Source organism: Micromonospora sp. NPDC048842 (assembly GCF_040649935.1).
In the GTDB taxonomy this organism is placed as follows: domain Bacteria; phylum Actinomycetota; class Actinomycetes; order Mycobacteriales; family Micromonosporaceae; genus Micromonospora; species Micromonospora hortensis.
Map to the genome: position 1 here is coordinate 356,464 of NZ_JBEZGK010000001.1, position 16,574 is coordinate 373,037.

Here is a 16,574-nt window from a genome sequence, read left to right on the forward strand (position 1 = left end):
CGGGTCGCCGAGCTGCCCGCTCCGTACACCGTCACTCCCCGAATCGATGAACGTCCCTGATCCAGGGCATGATGCCATCGATTCGGCTGTACCGCAGCCGGACGTCGTCGGGGCGGTGAGAGCCTTGACCGTGAAGGCTGCTGACCAGTGTGGATCCGGGTCGCCCTGCCGCTGCGAGTCCATTCTGGCAAGCTGTCCCAGTGATGGTCGGTGATCTGTTGGACGACAGGTATCAGGTCGAGAGCCGTCTCGGTACTGGTGGCATGTCGGCCGTCTGGCGGGCGCGGGACCGGGTCCTCGAACGCGCGGTGGCCGTCAAGGTCCTGGCCGGCGCGCAAGCTACCGCCCGAGGCGCACAGCAACGCATCCAGGCAGAGGCCAGGGCCGCGGCCGGCCTCTGGCACCCGCACGTGACGAGTGTGTACGACTATGGCGAGCACACCGACGCCGCCGGCCGCCAGGTCTCGTATGTGGTGATGGAACTGCTGCCCGGCCAGACCCTGTCCCAGCGACTTGCCGCCGGTCCGCTGCCGCCGGCCACCGCGATGCGGACGTGCGCGCAGGTCGCCGAGGCGCTCGCTGCCGCGCACGAACGTAAGCTGGTGCACCGGGACATCAAGCCGTCCAACGTGATGCTCACACCGGCCGGTGTGAAGGTTGTCGATTTCGGTATCGCCAGCACTGTCGGTCGGCCGGAGCTGGAGGCGGACGGACAGCTGTTGGGCACCGCGGCGTACCTCGCGCCCGAACGGCTCGCCGGTGGCACTGTCCTGCCTGCCTCCGACGTCTACGCGCTCGGACTGTTGCTGTACCGAACGCTGACCAATGAGCTGCCTTGGTCGGCGGAGACTCCCACGCAGATGTTGACCGCTCACGTGTACGTCGATCCGGCGCCACTGCCTGACATCGAGGGAGTGTCACCGGAGGTTCACCGCCTCCTCGACAGTTGCCTCGCCAGGGATCCCGCGGATCGGCCGGACGCCGCAGAGGTGGCCACGACCCTGCACGGTCTGGCCGATGACGCCGAACGGCGGGAGAAACAGGCGGCGCAGTCGCCATCCGTCTCGCCCGTGTCGGCCCCGACCACCGCCAGTCCCCCTCCCGGTCGGCGTCGCCGCATCCCCAACACCGTGTTGGTCCCCGTCCTCATCGTGACGGCGGGGACCATGTCGCTCCTGCTCCCCCAGTTCATGCCCGTCGATGGCAGATCGGGCGGGGTCGCCACGCGTGACGGTTCCACCCCACCCGACGCCGCCTTCGACGTTGCTGCCTCTGAGGCACCTGCTCCCCGGCAGACGTCCGCGGAGCCCGCGCCAGTCTCACGACCGAGCCGTACGGCGACCGCTCCGGCCGGGCCGGTCGAACCGATCGCCAGAGCTGGTTCCACGGCCGGCCCTGGCCCTACAACGTCACCCAGTGCCGAACAGCCGACGGGGCCGCCGAGTGCCGCGCCGGCGCCGCCCTCCCCGAGGCCAGGTACGCCCCTTCGGGCACTCGGCGGTGTGGTGACTGTGCTCTGCACCGGCGATCAGGCTCGCGTTGTCGACGTCGCGCCTGCCCCTGGCTACCGCGTCAAGGACTACAACGCCGGGCCGGTCAAGGAGATCCAGGTGGTGCTGCTGTCCGCGGGCAACAGGAGCGAGATCAAGGCACGGTGCGACGACGGCACGCCAGTGCCGAAGATAAAGGAGAGCCGTCAGTGAGCGGACGGCCCGCGCTCTGAGTGGGTCATAGTTCACCATTAGCCCCGAGCATGTCCGCTGGTCATGCTCCCGCACTGGGAACACCAAGGTCCCGACAGGGTCTGGTTCAGGGCAGCGCGGTGACGAATTCTGCTGGCGGAGTGCGGAGTTGGGTGTCCCTGCTTGGCGGCGTGCCGAACATGCGGCGGTATTCGCGGCTGAACTGGGAAGGGCTGTCGTAGCCGACGCTGAGGCCCACGCCGGTGATGTCTGAGGGGCGGCTGGCGAGCAGGAGCCGAGCTTCTTGCAGGCGGATGCGTTTTTGGAACTGGATGGGGCTCATTCCTGTGACGGTGTGAAAGTTACGGTGGAACGCTGAGACGCTCATGCCGGCGATCTCCGCCAGGTCTTCCACGCGAAAGGCGGTGGCGTAGTTCTCCCGGATCTGACGCACAGCGCGGTTGATGTGGGCCAGTCCGCTGTCGGCGAGACCGAGCTGACGGATGGCGACGCCCTGCTCGCCGCGCAGGAGATGCCAGAGGATTTCCCGCTTGACCATGGGAGCGAGGATCTTGCGGTCCGCGGGCTGCTCCAGCAGCCGCAACAGGCGCACGATGGCGTCCAGCAGTGACGGCGAGGCCGTGGAGACGGCAATGCCGGGTGATGCGGTGCGTGGGGTGACCGGCAGGTCTCGGGGGTCGGCTTCCAGGAGGAGCTCAGCAAGGGCTGAGGGAGCGAGAGTCATGCCGAAGCCGAGGGTGGGTTGCCCGGTGTCCAGGACATGGCCGGTGACGGGGAGGTCGGCGGAGGCGATCAGGTACTCACCGGGCCCATATTCGTAAAGGCGCTCGCCCAGGGCGAGGCGTTTGCCGCCCTGGGCGATGACTGCGAGCACGGTCCCGGACATCCCGGCCGCCGACGCATTCGGATGGTTGAACTTGCACACCTTGATGCCCTCGATCGCGGTGCTCATGTCGGGCCGCGCATGCCGGTTGAGAAGCTCCCGCATTTCGTCCAGGGCAGACATGAAGCCATCCTTGCACAAAACTCCACGCGGGTCGCTGACCCGGCAGGATTGGGCAGACATTCAGAGGTTCTGTCCTCCCGAGACCTCGATGTCCTGGGCGGTGATCCACCGGCCTTCCTCGGAGACCAACATGGCAATGACCATGCCGATGTCGTCGGGCTCACCGACGCGGCCGAGAGTGAAGGTCTTCGCCAGCTCCGGGATGATCTGCGGGTTCTTGCCGAACGCGTCGTCGGCGAAGCGGGTGACGGTGGCTCCCGGTGCGACCGAGTTCACGCGGATGCCGCGGGGACCGAACTCCTTGGCCATGTAGCGGGTGAGCACTGCCACGGCGCCCTTGAGCGCCGCGTAGACCGAGTATCCCGGCGCGGTCACCTGGGGCAGCGTGGAGTTGCTGGTCAGGTTGATGATGGCGCCGCCGTCGGCGAGGAGCGGCAGCAGGGCCTGGGTGAGGAAGAAGGGCCCCTTGAACAGGCCGTCCGTGAGCCGGTCGAATTCCTCCTCGCGGGTGTCCTCGATCATCGCCATGCCGGCGAATCCGGCGTTGTTGACCAGGTGGTCGAAGGAGTGCCGCTGGAAGGTCTCGCGCAGCGCCTCGGCAACGGTCTCCCGGAAGATGGTGAATCCCGCCGTATCACCGAGATCCAGGTGCAGCGCCACGGCAACGCCACCCTGCTGCTCGATCCGCGCGACGGTGTCCTTGGCACCCTGTTCGTTGGAGCTGTAGGTCAGGATGACGCCGGCACCGCGCCGGGCGATCTGCAGGGCCGCGCTCTGGCCGATGCCGGAGCTTGCACCGGTGACGACGGCTACCTTCATGGTGTGCCTCCTAGGCCTGAGGATTCGTCGGAATCCGTGCGAAGTGTGTCCCTTCCAGAAGACCGCTGCGCCGGGCCCGCGAAAAGAACGATCCTCTTCGCCTCATGCCCAATCCTCTTGAATGGCCGGGGCATGGACCGTGTCAACGTGCTCGCCGCCCAGGGGTGCGTCGGCCATTGCGTCTGCCCCGCTCGCCGCCGCGCTGTGTCTGCACGAGGGCAGGATCGTGCAAGGATCCGCCAGGATGCCCCTAGCAGCCCTTCCGGCGTGACGGTTGACTTGCCCCAAAGCCATTTCGGTGAGGCACGAGTGAGGCAGCCGACCATGACCGACACCGCGGACAGAAGCTACGACGTGAGCGCGGTCAGGGGCGCTCTGGCAATCGGCCCGGGCTCGCCGCGCGAGGCACGCACCATCGACATCACCACCCTGGGCCGGCGCACCGGCCGCCCGAGGCGCATCGAGATCTGGTTCCACCATGTCGACGGCCGCTGGTACCTCAGCGGGATGCCGGTGCCCCGAAGCTGGCACGCCAACCTGTCGGCGCACCCGCACTTCACCTTCCACCTCAAGAACGGCGTCCGGGCAGACCTCCCGGCCACCGCAGTGCCGGTCAAGGATCCCGCGGTACGCCACCGCGTACTGTCGGCGGTCGTCGCCCTGCAGGACGAGCCCGGTTTGCGTATGCGCGTCACCCAACGCCAGCGCCTGGAGGACTGGCTCAGGCACAGCCCGCTAATCGAGATCATTTTCGACGACGAACGGCTACGCCCCCGGCGGTGATCGACAGCGGGGCACTCTGGCAGCACTGCGGGTCGGTCGGACCTGGACACCCGCCCATACTGTTCCGTCTATGGGTGACCTGAGGGCGGACTTTGCCGAATGTGGCGTGTTCTTTCGAGACACCAGCCTGCCGAGCGCGGTGCTGGCGAAGTACCGACCCGGCTTGTTTCTTCGGGAGCCGACGTTCTGCGACGCCTCGGGGCGACCGGGTGGTTTCGTCGCCCGGCATCGTTATCTGATTTTTTCCGCGAATGCGCGGACGCTTCCGCTGATGCTTGCCGATTGGGGCCTGTGTCTGTGGCCGAGGGACCGGCTGTTCAAGATTCTCGACAGGGTGACCGACGGCGTCCGTACACAGATCACCCTGCTGGAGGTCCCGGACCGCCATATCGCGGTGTTCTCGGACGAGGAGCCTAACGGCATCGAGGCCGCGTACGCCGCGCATGGTCGGGAGCTGTTCGACCAGCTTCGGCTAGCAGCTGTGGTACCCGAGTTGGACACCGACCGGTGGCGAGAGCGGCTGGTGTACCCGGTGGGTGTCGACGACGAAGCCGGCTACTTCCCGCTCTACAAACCGGTGGAGTACACCGACGGCGCACCCCTTGCTCAAATGGCGTACGCGGTTCGGTATCAGGCGCAGCGTCTGCTGGAGGCCGGTGCGCTCGGCGATGCGCGGGCGCAGCTTCGTTCGAGCATCGAGCCGCTGCGGCCGTTCGCCTCCCGGTTGCCTGAGGCGCTGGCGGGTCTGCTGGCGGTGCGCGCGGAGCTGCACGCGCAGGTGGGCGACGGCAACGCGGCAGAGGCTGACCTGCACGAGGCGTTCAGGTTGTGCCAGCAACTCGACAACGATCGGCTACCGGTAGCTGCCATCCTGTCCCGCCTTGGTCATCTCTATCAAAGTGCCGGCGAACTCGACGCTGCTGAGAAGCACTACCTGCATGCGCTGGCGATCAAACGACGAGTGGCTGGGGATCGCAGCGCGGAGGTGGTCCCGACGCTCATGTCTGTCGCCGTCCTGCACGAGCAGCGCGGCGAGTACGCGCGGGCGCAGGAACTGCTCGACGACGCACGCGCCATCACCCGGGAACTGGGTCGGGACGACGACCCGGTGATGCTGAGCAACCTTGCGCGGCTGCAGCAGGCGCAGGGCCGATTTGACGACGCATGGCACAACTATCGGGCTGCCCTGGCGGCAACCCGTCCCTCGGCGATCGGGGGGCACCAACACACAGCGCTCTTGGGCAATCTGGCCGAGCTGCACGCGGCGCACGGCGACGCGGACGAGGCCCTGCGGCTGCTGACCGAGGTACTCGACCGGCAGCGCGAGATGTTCGCCGAGCTCAGCGCCTACGGCTCGCAGGAGCAGCTTGTGCAGCTGCTGAGGGCGTCACGGGTCCGCGTCGGGCAGTACGTCGCGCTGGTGATGTCACGGTTCACGGACTCACCGGAGTGTGTCCGCCGGCTGGCGGATCTGGTGGTGGACCGCAAAGGGCTGGGGATTGACTCGTTCGCGCAGCGGCGTGCCGCGGCCGCTGCGGATCCTGGTCTGCGGGCGCGACTCGATCAGTTGGCTCAGCTACGCCGGTGGGTAGCTGAGCAGCAGCTCGCAGGCCCCGGCCAGAGCAACGAGGCGGGCTTCCACCGAGAGCTACGTCGGGCTCGCCAGGAGTGTGAGGTGCTGGAGGCGGAACTGGCGCGGGACCTGCCGGGCTTCGATGCGGGCCGCCTTGGCCGACGAATGGACAGTGCGACGGTGGCGCGGGCGACGCCTGCCGGCGCGGCGTCGGTGGAGCTGCTGCGGTACGGCGACTTCGACTTCGCCGCCATTCGAAGCCGGGGCGAGCAGCAGTGGCGGCCGGCACGGTACCTCGCTGTCGTCCTGCTACCCGAGCGGCCCGATGAGCCGGTGCTGGTCGACCTGGGGGTGGCCGCGGCAGTGGACGAGCTTGTCGCGGCCGTGCGGGCCCAGGTCACCGGCCGACGCGACCAACCCATCGGGGCGCGGCAGCCGATCAGCCCTGAGGCTGCGCCCCCGGACGCGTCGCAGCGCCTCCGGGCAGTCGTGTTCGACCCGTTGTGCGCTGCGGTCGGCGGCACCCGCCGGTTGTTGATCGCACCGGACGGCGACCTGCTGCGGCTGCCATTCGAGATGCTGGCGACCACTGGGGGCCGACAGGTGATCGACGACTACACCATCTCCTACCTGACCGCGACCCGGGACCTGCTCCGGCTTGGCGCACCGGCCCGGCGGTCGTCTACGCCGCCGCTGGTGGTGGCCGGCCCCGACTACGACCTCGGTTCACCCGGCGGGCTGGGGAGGCCCCTGGCACCGCTGCCAGCCGCCGTCGAAGAGGGCAAACGCGTCGGCAGGCTGCTAGGTGTACTGCCCAGACTCGCCGGTGAGGCAACGAAGACGGCGGTTCAGGACACTCACGCACCGGTGGTCCTCCACATCGCCACGCACGGTTTCGCCCTCAAGCGCCAACCGCCCCTGGCACCGCACGAGATCGCCGTCGGCATGACCATCCGCCCGACTGGCCCGGATCAGATGTCGCTCGTGCTCAACGGTGTACTCGCAACTCCGGGCCCGTTGGTGGCCGCCGACGAAGACTTCGCCCGCATGGCCGGCAGCCGGTTGGCGAACCCGCTGTTGCGTTCCGCGCTCGCGATGGCCGGCGCGAACACATGGCTGAGCGGCGGCGAGCCACCCGACGGTGCCGGCAACGGCATCCTCACGGCATTGGAGGTGACCGACCTGGATCTGAACGGCACAGAGCTTGTGGTGCTGTCCGCGTGCGACACCGGTCTGGGCGAGGTGGAACCCGGCGAAGGCGTCTTCGGTCTACGCCGCTGTTTCGTGCTGGCCGGCGCCCGCACCCTCGTGATGAGTCTGTGGAAGGTCCCGGACGAGCAGACGGCGCAGCTCATGACGGACTTCTATCAGCTTCTGAGAGAGGGGCAGCCCCGCGCCGAGGCGCTGCGCCAGGCACAGTTGCGCACCCGCGAGCGGCACCCCGAGCCCCGTTACTGGGCGGCGTTCGTCTGCCAGGGCGACGACGGTACCCTGTCTACACTGGCCTCACCCGCACCGGATCTGGAGCCTGAGCGTTGACCGACCGCGGCGCATTCCCGATCGACGACTTCTGTCCCGAGTGTGAGCTCACCCGTGGCAGACACGAAACGTGGTGCTCCGCCCACTACGCAGGCGATGCCGGCATGCCGCCCGAGGGCGACTCCGGTCCTGCGGCGCCGGTGCGCGCCGATCCGCCGCCTGCCGACACCGAGTAGGCCCGCCATGTCGAACGGACCGCGCTGGCTGGTGCGCTACCCCCTGGGCACGACCGACGCGTTCCGATCCATGGGCACCGTCGCCGCGCCGCTACTGGCCGGATTCGCCCTCGCCACGCTCGCCGTGCTGCTCACTAGCGACGTGAAAGTGCGCCTCGCCGGACCTGCTACGTTCGCGCTCGCCCTCGCCGCGGCCATGTTCGTCTTCTGTGTGCAGTTCACCGTCGCCGGGCTGCTGTATTCCGCCTCCCCCGCCGAACGCTCCGGCTGGCAGCCCAGCGCCGACGACACGGACGTGGCGGAGCGGATGCGGCAAGTGCAGCGCAGGGACTACCTCCTACAGGGCAAGTACCTCTTCCGCGCCCGCCTGACCTACGACGTGGGAATCGTCAGCCTGCTCGCCGCGCTCTTGGCCTTGGTCACCCCCCAAGACTGGCTGTCCTGGCGCGGCGCCGCGTTCGCGGTGGTCGCGGCAGCCCTGACGGTCGAGCTCGTCTGGGTGATCGCCGGCCGCACCCGATACGCACCTGGCTGGCTTCTCCCCTCCTACCGCCACACCCGCCAGTAGTTCTTTCTGCGATCGATGACGGCAAGAATCGGCTGACGCTCCCACCTGGCACCGACCGGAGTTTGGCGTCCAGCCGTGTCCAGCCATGTCCAGTCGCGTCCAACATCCCACTCGCCGTCCCCTCTCGATTGCGAGGATTGCCGTCCGGTCCGGGCCGTCCGACTCCTGACCCGGCCGACCAGTCCCCCTCGTGATGGGAGCGGTGAATGTCAGAACCTGTTGTCAGCCACCCGCGTACGAAAAGACCCAGCAGCAGGTCCCTGCTCGCGATGGCACTCGCCGTCGTGGCGTCGGTGGCCTTCGTCCCGACGGCCGCGGCGGCCGGGCCGGTAGACCGACCGGCCCAACCCGGGGGCGCGGCGAATCCGGCCCACACCGATGGCCGGGCTGCCCTGGCTCCCGTCGGCGGGTACCGGGCGGACAGGGCTGCGGACATGGCCGAGGCGATCGCCGAGCAGCGGGGCATCAGCCGCGATGCCGCCGAGAAGCTGCTCAGTGCCGAGAACGCCAACGTGCGAGTCGCCAACCAGTTGACCACTGAGCTGGGTGCCAGTTCGGGCGGCGCTTACCTGTCCGATGGCACCCTCGTCGTCACTGTCACCGACGCCGCGGCTGCCGCGAAGGTGACCGCCGCTGGCGCGAAGGCGCGCATCGTCGCTCGTGGCGAACGGCAACTCCAGTCCATCCAGCGGGCGCTGGAGGCTGCGCCGAGTGAGCCGAACACGACCTGGGGGGTGGACCCGGCGACCAACCAGGTGGTGGTGAGCCTGCCGGCGTCGGGGGTGAAGAACGCCGTGCAACGCTCCATGGCGCGCAAGTTCGGCGCGGCGGTGCGGTTCGAGACCAGCGCCGGCCAGATTCAGCCGAACGTCGGGATCTCCAGTGGGGACTCGTTGGGCGGCTGCTCGGTCGGGTTCACCGCCACCGACTACACCTTCAACTACGTCATCACGGCCGGCCACTGCACTCAGGGCTACCCGCACTGGACACTGCCCAACGGGCAGGACGTCGGGCCGTCGCTGGAGAGCAACTATCCGGAGAACGACTACGGCCTCATCTGGATGAACGGTTCGTCGGTCTGGGCGACCGGCGTCATCAACCTGTGGAACAACACAAGCCGCAGCATCCACGGTTGGGCGACGGCCGTGAGTGGGCTGTCGGTCTGCAACTCGGGCAGGACCACCGGATTCAGGTGCGGCTCCGTGCTCAAGACAAACGTGACGGTCAACGGCGCCGGCGGCACCGTACGGCAGATGGTCGAGACCAACATCTGCACCCTCGGCGGCGACAGCGGTGGGCCGCTGTTCGCCACCAACACCGCCTACGGGTTGAACTCGCACGCCAACCGGAACGGCAGCCAGTGCAACTCGACGCCGCGCACCTGGCATCAGCCGGTGGGAGAGGCGATCAACGCGTACCAGGTCGTCATCTACGGCGCGCCGTGACGAGCGGCGACGAGCGAAGGAGACAGGGATGAGAACCGCAATCACCAGAGCCGTACGCCTCACCGCCGCGGCCGTCATGGCGACGGCGGTGGCCCTGACCGTGGCCGTCGGCCCCGCTCAGGCGGACCTCTGGCAGCACACCGACGGATTCGAGGGGAATCCGGCAGCGGTATGGGAGTTCCATCGCTCCGGGGCCGGGAGCGGAGCCTTCGAGTTGGGCACGGGAACGGCCCGGTCTGGTTCGAACAACGCCATTCTCACGACCTCGACCGGTGGTTGGTCCGGGGTGGGCAAGCTGCTCACAGTGGGGCCTCGTACCGCCGGGCACTCCACCACCTGTGGCGGCGGGTTCTTCGTCCGGGCGGTCAGCGGGCCGGCGGTGCTCAACATCGAGGTGATCGATCCGGCGAGCTGGACCTACCTCGCGCTGCGCACCGTCCGGATCACCGACACCACGTGGCGGCGGCATGACGTGGCCAGCTACGCGAACGGTCCAAACAAGGTGTTCGTCCGCGTCTCCCTGCTCGGTGGCAGCGGTGCGGTGCGGGTGGACGACTTTGCCTTCCAGTGCACCTTCTTCCGCGCCTGAACAGGTCGACCACAGCGGGGCCGGCGCTCTTGGCGCCGGCCCCGCACTGCCGGCCCGCCCGGTCGTCGTGGGCAGCGACGGCCGGTCGACGTTCGCTTCACGCTTCGCCAGGGCGGTATCGATGAAGCAGACACGTGACCAGGTCCCCCCACCGGGATGGACGACGGATCATCTGCTACGGTAGCCGTGTTGCAGTTTTGATTTCCGTAGACGTTTTCCAGCGCCTGATGGGTCATCTGAACCCACCCAGGCGCTTCTTCGTTTTTCGTGTCGTTTCGACGCGGGTGATCAACGCGGCGGCGTAAGGGTCCGCACAGTGCGGTCTCCAACAGCCTGCGAGGAGCAGACATGACTACAGGTACCGTGAAGTGGTTCAACGCCGACAAGGGCTTCGGCTTCATCAGCCCGGACGACGGCGGCGCCGACGTCTTCGCCCACTTCTCCGCGATCTCGGCGAGCGGCTTCCGCAGCCTCGACGAGAACCAGAAGGTGGAGTTCGACATCACCCAGGGCCAGAAGGGCCCGCAGGCGGAGAACATCCGCCCGCTCTGATCCACCCTGCGAACGGCGGCCCGACTGATTCAGCGGGCCGCCGTTTGGCGTTTCATGCGCCCACCACAGCATTTCAAATCGTCTGATCGGCAGGGGTCCGGTCAGGTCGGTGGACCTACCCGTACGGTCGCCTCCCAGCGTTGATCTTGCCGTCTGACTGGTTGTCGGATCCCGCCGCGCAGGCTTGGCCCTGCCGGGTGGTGCGCGTCGGATGACGGTGGTTCGTCGGCCATCCCCAAGCTGCCCGGAGTCCAGGGGCGGCCGGCCTGGTTACCGGAGTCGGATCCGGTCTGGAGCGGGAGGTACACCCGCCGGAGGCAATCGCATTCATCAGGCGCGCGCAGGGCGAATCGGCTGGCGCAGGCAGAGCAGGATGGACGCATGGGAGAGGCACAAGATCGAGCGGTTGCCATCGTCCAACGTGCCGCTGGAAACACCGTGGCACCTGCGGCTCCATCGTGGAGGAATCGGTGTCGCTGGTCTACCGACCAACGTGCGGTTCCGGCCGTCGGTGGTGGTGACGGTGAAAATGAATTTCGTCGAAGCGGTTGAACGTGGCCAGCAACACCTTTCCGCCGAGGAAAAGGATGAGTTGCACGACGCGCAGAACACAAGAGGCGTGCCTGAACCGCGGTTCCCGACGAACTACCGCCTTACGGACTTGGGACAGACCATCGCTCACCTCCTTGGTCGGGCTTCGCCATGTTCGCGGCCGTCATCGCCAACATCGCATTCCTCGATGGTTACCACGTGCAGGGCTGGGGTTCGCCGACGGGAGCGCTGGGTCTGCTCGGGTTCATGGCGGCCGCCGCCGTCACCGAGGAACTGCTGTTCCGGGGTGTGCTGTTCCGCATTGTCGAGGAGCGTACGGGCACCTGGATCGCTCTCGCCCTGACCGGCGTGGTGTTCGGCGCGATCCACCTGGCGAACTCGGACGCCACACTGTGGGGGGCGACCGCCATCGCCATCGAGGCCGGGTTCATGCTGGCCGCCTGCTACGCCGCCACCCGGAACCTGTGGGTCCCGATCGGCCTGCACTTCGGCTGGAACTTCGCCGCCGGCGGCATCTTCAGCGTCGTGGTCTCGGGCAACGGCGAGTCGAAGGGCCTGCTCGATGCTTCGACGTCGGGCCCGGTCGCGCTGAGCGGTGGCGACTTCGGGCCGGAGGGCAGCCTGTACGCGGTGCTGGCCGGCGTGGTGCTGACCGTGGTGTTCCTGTGGCTGGCCAAGCGCCGCGGGCACATCATCCCGCGCCGCCGCCGCACGGCGCAGGCCCCGGCAACCGCTACAGTCACCCAGTGATCAAGCTCCGGAGGCTCCCGGATCTGTGGCAGCAGTGGCCGATCACGGTCCGGGACCTCCCGATCGCCCTGGCCCTCGCCCTCGCGACGGTGGTCCCGGCCCTGGAGCGGCAGGGTACGCAGCTCGGCGACCTTCCGGACCGCCCGTACGACGCGCTGACCATCGGTGTCGTCGCCCTGGAGTGCCTGCCGCTCGCCGTGCGGCGTCGGTGGCCGGCCGTCTGCCTCACGCTCGTGTCGCTCGGCTTCGCGATCGACCAGCTCCGCGGCTACCACACCATCGCGGGTACGGGGCTGGCCATCGCGCTCATCAGCGCCGGCGCCCACCTGGAACGGCACCGCTGGTCCGTCGTGGGTCTCGCCTCGGCGGCGTACGTGCCCCTGGCGATCTCCCTCGACCGGCTCGGTTCGGGTGAGGGCGTTGCGGGGTTCACCACCTTCTACCTGCTGCTGGCGCTCGCGTGGGGCATCGGGGCGTGGCTGCGCCAGAACCGGGCCACCGAGGCCGAACGCCGCCGCCACGTCGAGGAGGCCACCCGTACTGCGGAGCGCACGCGCATCGCCCGGGAGCTGCACGACGTCGTCACCCACCACGTGACGGCGATGGTCGTGCAGGCCGAGGCGGCGCGTTACCTGACGGGCGCCCCGGACAAGCTCGACCAGACCCTGACAGCGATCACCGGGACCGGCCGCCGGGCCATTGGCGACCTCCGGCAGCTGCTCGACCTGCTCAACCCGGATCACAACAGCACAGCCGATCCGCGTACGCCCTCCGTCGGCGACCTGGACGCCCTCGTCGACCATTCCCGGCAGGCCGGGCAGCCGGTCGAGTTCGTCCGGGAGGGCACACCGGCGGTGGCCACCGGCAGCGCCGAGGTGGTGGCGTACCGGGTGGTGCAGGAGGCGCTGACGAACGCGCTGAAGTACGCGCACGGCAGCCGGACCAGGGTTCGCGTTCACCACGGGGAAGGAGAGACGACCGTGGAGATCAGCACCGACGGCTCCGGGGGTGACAGCGCATCCCCGGGCGGCAGCGGGCGCGGCCTCGCCGGGCTCCGGGAGCGGGTCACAGTCCTCGGTGGCGACTTCAGCGCCGGTGCGCAGGCCGGCGGCGGCTTCCTTGTGCGGGCCCGGATCCCGGCTGGGAACCCGTCGTGACCGCGCCGGTCCGGGTGCTCGTCTGCGACGATCAGGAGCTGATCCGCGCCGGATTCGCCACGATCATCGACGCCCAGCCCGATATGGAGATCGTCGGCGAGTGCGGCGACGGACGCGCGGCAGTCGACCTGGCCCTTCGGCTCCGGCCGGACGTGGTGGTGATGGACATCCGGATGCCGGTGCTCGACGGCATCGAGGCGACCCGCCTGCTGGCCGGTGCCGGGGTTCCCGTGCCGGTGAAGGTCCTCGTGGTGACGACGTTCAACCTCGACGAGTACGTCTACGAGGCTCTGCGCGCGGGTGCCAGCGGCTTCCTGCTCAAGGACGCCCCACCTGCGCAGCTGCTTCACGGCATCCGCACGGTAGCGACGGGCGCCGCGCTGCTGGCCCCGGAGGTGACCCGGCAACTGGTGGGCAGGTACGCGGCCCGCATCCGCCCGGCCGAGGGTGACCCGGACGGCGGCGCGCTGACCCCGCGCGAGCTGGAGGTGCTCCGGCTCATGGCGGAGGGCCTCTCCAACAGCGAGATCGCCGCGGCCCTGGTGATCAGCCAGGAGACGGTCAAGACGTACGTGTCCCGCATCCTCAGCAAGCTCGACCTGCGCGACCGGGTGCAGGCCGTGGTGTACGCGTACCGCCGGGGCCTGGTGACCTGAGCGGCCCGCACGTCCGCCATCGGAGCCCAGGGAAGGGATGTTCTGGTACTACAAACCTAGATCAGGCATTCATCACCGGTCTCACTGCCTGCCAGCTGGTGTTGCCGGGAAGGTGGGCGCAGCAAAGAAGTAGCCTGATCGCCCGGAGCGACACCCCGCGCTCCTGAGGGGTACCAGCAGTACGCGCCTCGACAGAGACTCGCAGCGCCGCCACGGCTGTGGTGAGGTGCAGGCAGGTCAGCATCACGTCACCGGAGGACATCATCTTCACCGTCAACGCCATCGCCGCGCCCTCGGCCACCGAACCGCTCGTGCGCACCACTATCGAACGGCGAGACCTGGGCCCGCACGATGTTCTCATCGAAATCCGCTACGCCGGCATCTGCCACTCCGACATCCACACAGTGCGCGGTGACTGGGGCAGCGTTCCCTACCCGCTCACCGTCGGCCACGAGATCGTCGGCCGGATCACCGAGGTCGGCGCCGACGTCACCCGTCACGCGGTCGGCGACCGCGCCGGTGTTGGCTGCATGGTCAACTCGTGTCGCGAGTGCGAGAACTGCCGCACCGGCAACGAGCAGTACTGCCTCAAGGGCAACACCCAGACGTACGCCGGCGTCGACCGGGACGGCACCGTGACCCAGGGCGGGTACTCGACCCACGTCGTCGTGAACGAGGACTTCGTGCTGCGGGTGCCGGAAAGCATCCCCTACGAGGCGGCCGCGCCGATGCTGTGCGCGGGCATCACCACGTACTCCCCGTTGGCGCACTGGAACGCCGGCCCCGGCAAGAAGGTCGCCGTGGTGGGCCTGGGTGGTCTGGGCCACATGGCCGTCAAGATCGCCGCAGCGATGGGCGCCGAGGTGACAGTGCTGTCACAGACGCTGGGCAAGAAGGACGACGGCCTGCGTTTCGGAGCCGAGCACTACTACGCCACCAAGGACCCGGCGACGTTCGAGGTGCTCAAGAACAACTTCGACCTGATCATCAACACGGTCAGCGCACCGATCGACATGGCCAGCTACCTCGGTCTGCTGCGTCTGGACGGCACGCTTGTCAGCGTGGGTGCCCCGCCTGAGCCGCTACCGGTGCCCGTCTTCGCGTTGTTCGGCAATCGACGTTCGTTCGCCGGCTCCAGCATTGGCAGCATCGCCGAGACGCAGGAGATGCTGGACTTCTGCGCCGAGCGCGGCATCGCTCCCGAGGTTGAAGTCATCGGCGCCGAGGCAGTCAACGACGCGTACGAACGGGTCCTCGCCTCGGACGTGCGGTACCGGTTCGTCATCGACATCGACACCCTGCGCTGATCTTCTCCCGGGTGCCAGGGTCCGCCGAACGGCGGGCCCTGGCACGCAGCCGGACCGGGGCGACCGGTGGCGAGGATGCCGATTGGCCGCCAAGGCGCAGAGCGCGCATCGGCGGCCCACCGTCTCAGCCGTTGTCGATCAGGCTGGCGATCTCGTTGTAGATCAGGTGCGCCTTCGCGCCCTGGTTCGACGGACAACCGCCGAGGTGGTGCAGGGCGATCACACGGTGGCTGGCGTTCAGCACTGGTGAACCCGAGTTGCCGCCGGAGGTGTCGCAGCTGTAACTGATGTTCCAGGTGTTGTAGTTCGCGTTCCGGACGGCGCAGGTCGCGCCGTTCTGGGTGTCCTCGTAGATCGACAGCCGCTTCGCACTGCCGTCGCCGTGCCCGGGGACATAGATCCGGGTGCCGTTGCTGGTGGCGGTGGTTGCCAGGTACAGCGTGCCGAATCCCTGGATGGCGGCGAAGTTGTTGACCGAGAACAGTGCGTAGTCCAGCTGGTTGGAGCCGCCGCTGCTCACCCTGTAGAGGGTGGCACCGCTGACCTTGGTGCCGGCGCCGGGATTCGCGCCGCCGCAGGTGGCGCACTGGTAGTTGAACTGCATCTCGCTGCCGCTCACGGCGGACTGCGTCGAGAAGCAGTGCTTGTTCGTCAGCATCCGGTTGGTGTCGCCGACCCGCCAGGTGGTGCACAGTCCACCGCCGCTGATCAGCAGCCGCGCCACCGCCCTGCCGCGGGCGTACTCGGTGGGGTGGCTGTTCTGGTAGCAGACCACGTCCCGGCGCGCGTCGGTGCTGCACACGGACTGGGCGGAGAAGTTGTGCGCGGCGATCTCCGTGCGGTCGTATCCGCGCCAGAACCGGTCGATGGTGGCGGCGCTGCCACGTGAGGGGCGGCTGCTGTGCAGTGTCACCACCGCGGTGTCGCCCTCCACCGACATCGCCCAGAAACCCGGCTGTCCGTCGGTGGTGTAGTCCGAACCCGTCGCCCGGTTCAGGTGGCGGTCGTACCGGTAGCTCTCCTTGCCGTCGCGGCTCGACACGGTGACGTGGTCGCCTTCGGCCAGCCGCAGTGCGCTGAAGTGCACCTTGACGTAGGTGGCACCGGGGTGCTGGATGATCTGTGTTCCGCCGTTGGTGGCGTAGGACAGGGAGCTGTCGACGGTGCGGAGTTCACCGATCGTGGTCACACCCTCCGCCGAGAACTGGTTCGATTCCGGTGCCCGCTCGGATTGTGGCGCGAGAGGGGCAACCGAGTACGCCTCGGCGGCGGGTACCGACAGTAGGCTCAGCCCGAGTGTGCAGGCGGCGAGCGCGACCGCCCCCGTTCGTAAGCGGCGCAGGGAATGTTTCATCTGTCGCTCCTTCTCAGGAATCAGCACCGAGACGTGCCTTCAGCC

General features: G+C 68.4%; 14 protein-coding genes and 1 pseudogene. 11 read left to right on the forward strand and 4 right to left on the reverse strand.

The genetic code is table 11. The annotated features are described in order from the left end of the window. Positions 1-203: 203 nt before the first annotated feature. Complete coding sequence (locus tag AB0C19_RS01555; protein WP_357177763.1) at positions 204-1,703, forward strand: protein kinase; 1,500 nt, start codon at positions 204-206, stop codon at positions 1,701-1,703. 106 nt (positions 1,704-1,809) lie between these two features. On the opposite strand, the gene AB0C19_RS01560 is transcribed toward AB0C19_RS01555, so the two are convergent. Further along, positions 1,810-2,709, reverse strand: coding sequence for an AraC family transcriptional regulator (locus AB0C19_RS01560; RefSeq protein ID WP_357177766.1), 900 nt, complete (start codon positions 2,707-2,709; stop codon positions 1,810-1,812). Positions 2,710-2,769: 60 nt separating this feature from the next. Next, complete coding sequence (locus AB0C19_RS01565) at positions 2,770-3,528, reverse strand: SDR family oxidoreductase (protein WP_357177769.1); 759 nt, start codon at positions 3,526-3,528, stop codon at positions 2,770-2,772. Between the two features lie 324 nt (positions 3,529-3,852). On the opposite strand from AB0C19_RS01565, the gene AB0C19_RS01570 reads away from it, so the two are divergent. From AB0C19_RS01570 to AB0C19_RS01610, 9 genes and pseudogenes are all read left to right on the forward strand, one after another. Then, on the forward strand, positions 3,853-4,311 hold the full coding sequence (locus tag AB0C19_RS01570) for a nitroreductase/quinone reductase family protein (RefSeq protein ID WP_357177772.1): 459 nt from the start codon (positions 3,853-3,855) through the stop codon (positions 4,309-4,311). A 271-nt stretch (positions 4,312-4,582) separates the two neighbouring features. After that, on the forward strand, positions 4,583-7,423 hold the full coding sequence (locus AB0C19_RS01575; RefSeq protein WP_357177775.1) for a CHAT domain-containing tetratricopeptide repeat protein: 2,841 nt from the start codon (positions 4,583-4,585) through the stop codon (positions 7,421-7,423). A 183-nt stretch (positions 7,424-7,606) separates the two neighbouring features. Further along, complete coding sequence (locus AB0C19_RS01580; protein ID WP_357177778.1) at positions 7,607-8,167, forward strand: hypothetical protein; 561 nt, start codon at positions 7,607-7,609, stop codon at positions 8,165-8,167. 206 nt (positions 8,168-8,373) lie between these two features. Continuing rightward, the gene (locus AB0C19_RS01585) at positions 8,374-9,612 is read left to right on the forward strand and encodes a S1 family peptidase (protein WP_357177781.1); all 1,239 of its coding nucleotides are present in this window, start codon (positions 8,374-8,376) and stop codon (positions 9,610-9,612) included. Positions 9,613-9,640: 28 nt separating this feature from the next. Next, positions 9,641-10,201: a hypothetical protein gene (locus tag AB0C19_RS01590; RefSeq protein ID WP_357177784.1), complete on the forward strand. Its 561-nt coding sequence runs from the start codon at positions 9,641-9,643 to the stop codon at positions 10,199-10,201. 348 nt (positions 10,202-10,549) lie between these two features. Then, complete coding sequence (locus AB0C19_RS01595; RefSeq protein ID WP_013283833.1) at positions 10,550-10,753, forward strand: cold-shock protein; 204 nt, start codon at positions 10,550-10,552, stop codon at positions 10,751-10,753. A 702-nt stretch (positions 10,754-11,455) separates the two neighbouring features. Beyond that, positions 11,456-12,055, forward strand: a pseudogene (locus AB0C19_RS01600) (CPBP family intramembrane glutamic endopeptidase); the annotation flags it as partial. Then, complete coding sequence (locus AB0C19_RS01605; protein WP_357177787.1) at positions 12,052-13,212, forward strand: histidine kinase; 1,161 nt, start codon at positions 12,052-12,054, stop codon at positions 13,210-13,212. The pseudogene AB0C19_RS01600 and the gene AB0C19_RS01605, both read left to right, overlap by 4 nt. Then, a complete protein-coding gene (locus AB0C19_RS01610; protein WP_357177790.1) occupies positions 13,209-13,868 on the forward strand; it encodes a response regulator transcription factor in 660 nt (219 codons plus the stop codon). The genes AB0C19_RS01605 and AB0C19_RS01610 overlap by 4 nt, the downstream gene beginning before the upstream one ends. A 61-nt stretch (positions 13,869-13,929) precedes the next feature. On the opposite strand, the gene AB0C19_RS01615 is transcribed toward AB0C19_RS01610, so the two are convergent. Further along, positions 13,930-14,190 carry a hypothetical protein gene (locus tag AB0C19_RS01615; protein ID WP_357178276.1) on the reverse strand — a complete coding sequence of 87 codons (261 nt, stop codon included), beginning with the start codon at positions 14,188-14,190 and terminating at the stop codon, positions 13,930-13,932. On the opposite strand from AB0C19_RS01615, the gene AB0C19_RS01620 reads away from it, so the two are divergent. Continuing rightward, positions 14,132-15,175 (forward strand): NAD(P)-dependent alcohol dehydrogenase, encoded by a 1,044-nt coding sequence (locus tag AB0C19_RS01620; RefSeq protein WP_357178257.1) that lies wholly within the window; start codon positions 14,132-14,134, stop codon positions 15,173-15,175. The genes AB0C19_RS01615 and AB0C19_RS01620 overlap by 59 nt on opposite strands. A gap of 124 nt (positions 15,176-15,299) precedes the next feature. Here AB0C19_RS01620 and AB0C19_RS01625 read toward each other — a convergent pair whose 3' ends face one another. After that, the gene (locus AB0C19_RS01625; RefSeq protein WP_357177793.1) at positions 15,300-16,529 is read right to left on the reverse strand and encodes a serine protease; all 1,230 of its coding nucleotides are present in this window, start codon (positions 16,527-16,529) and stop codon (positions 15,300-15,302) included. Positions 16,530-16,574 lie beyond the last annotated feature (45 nt).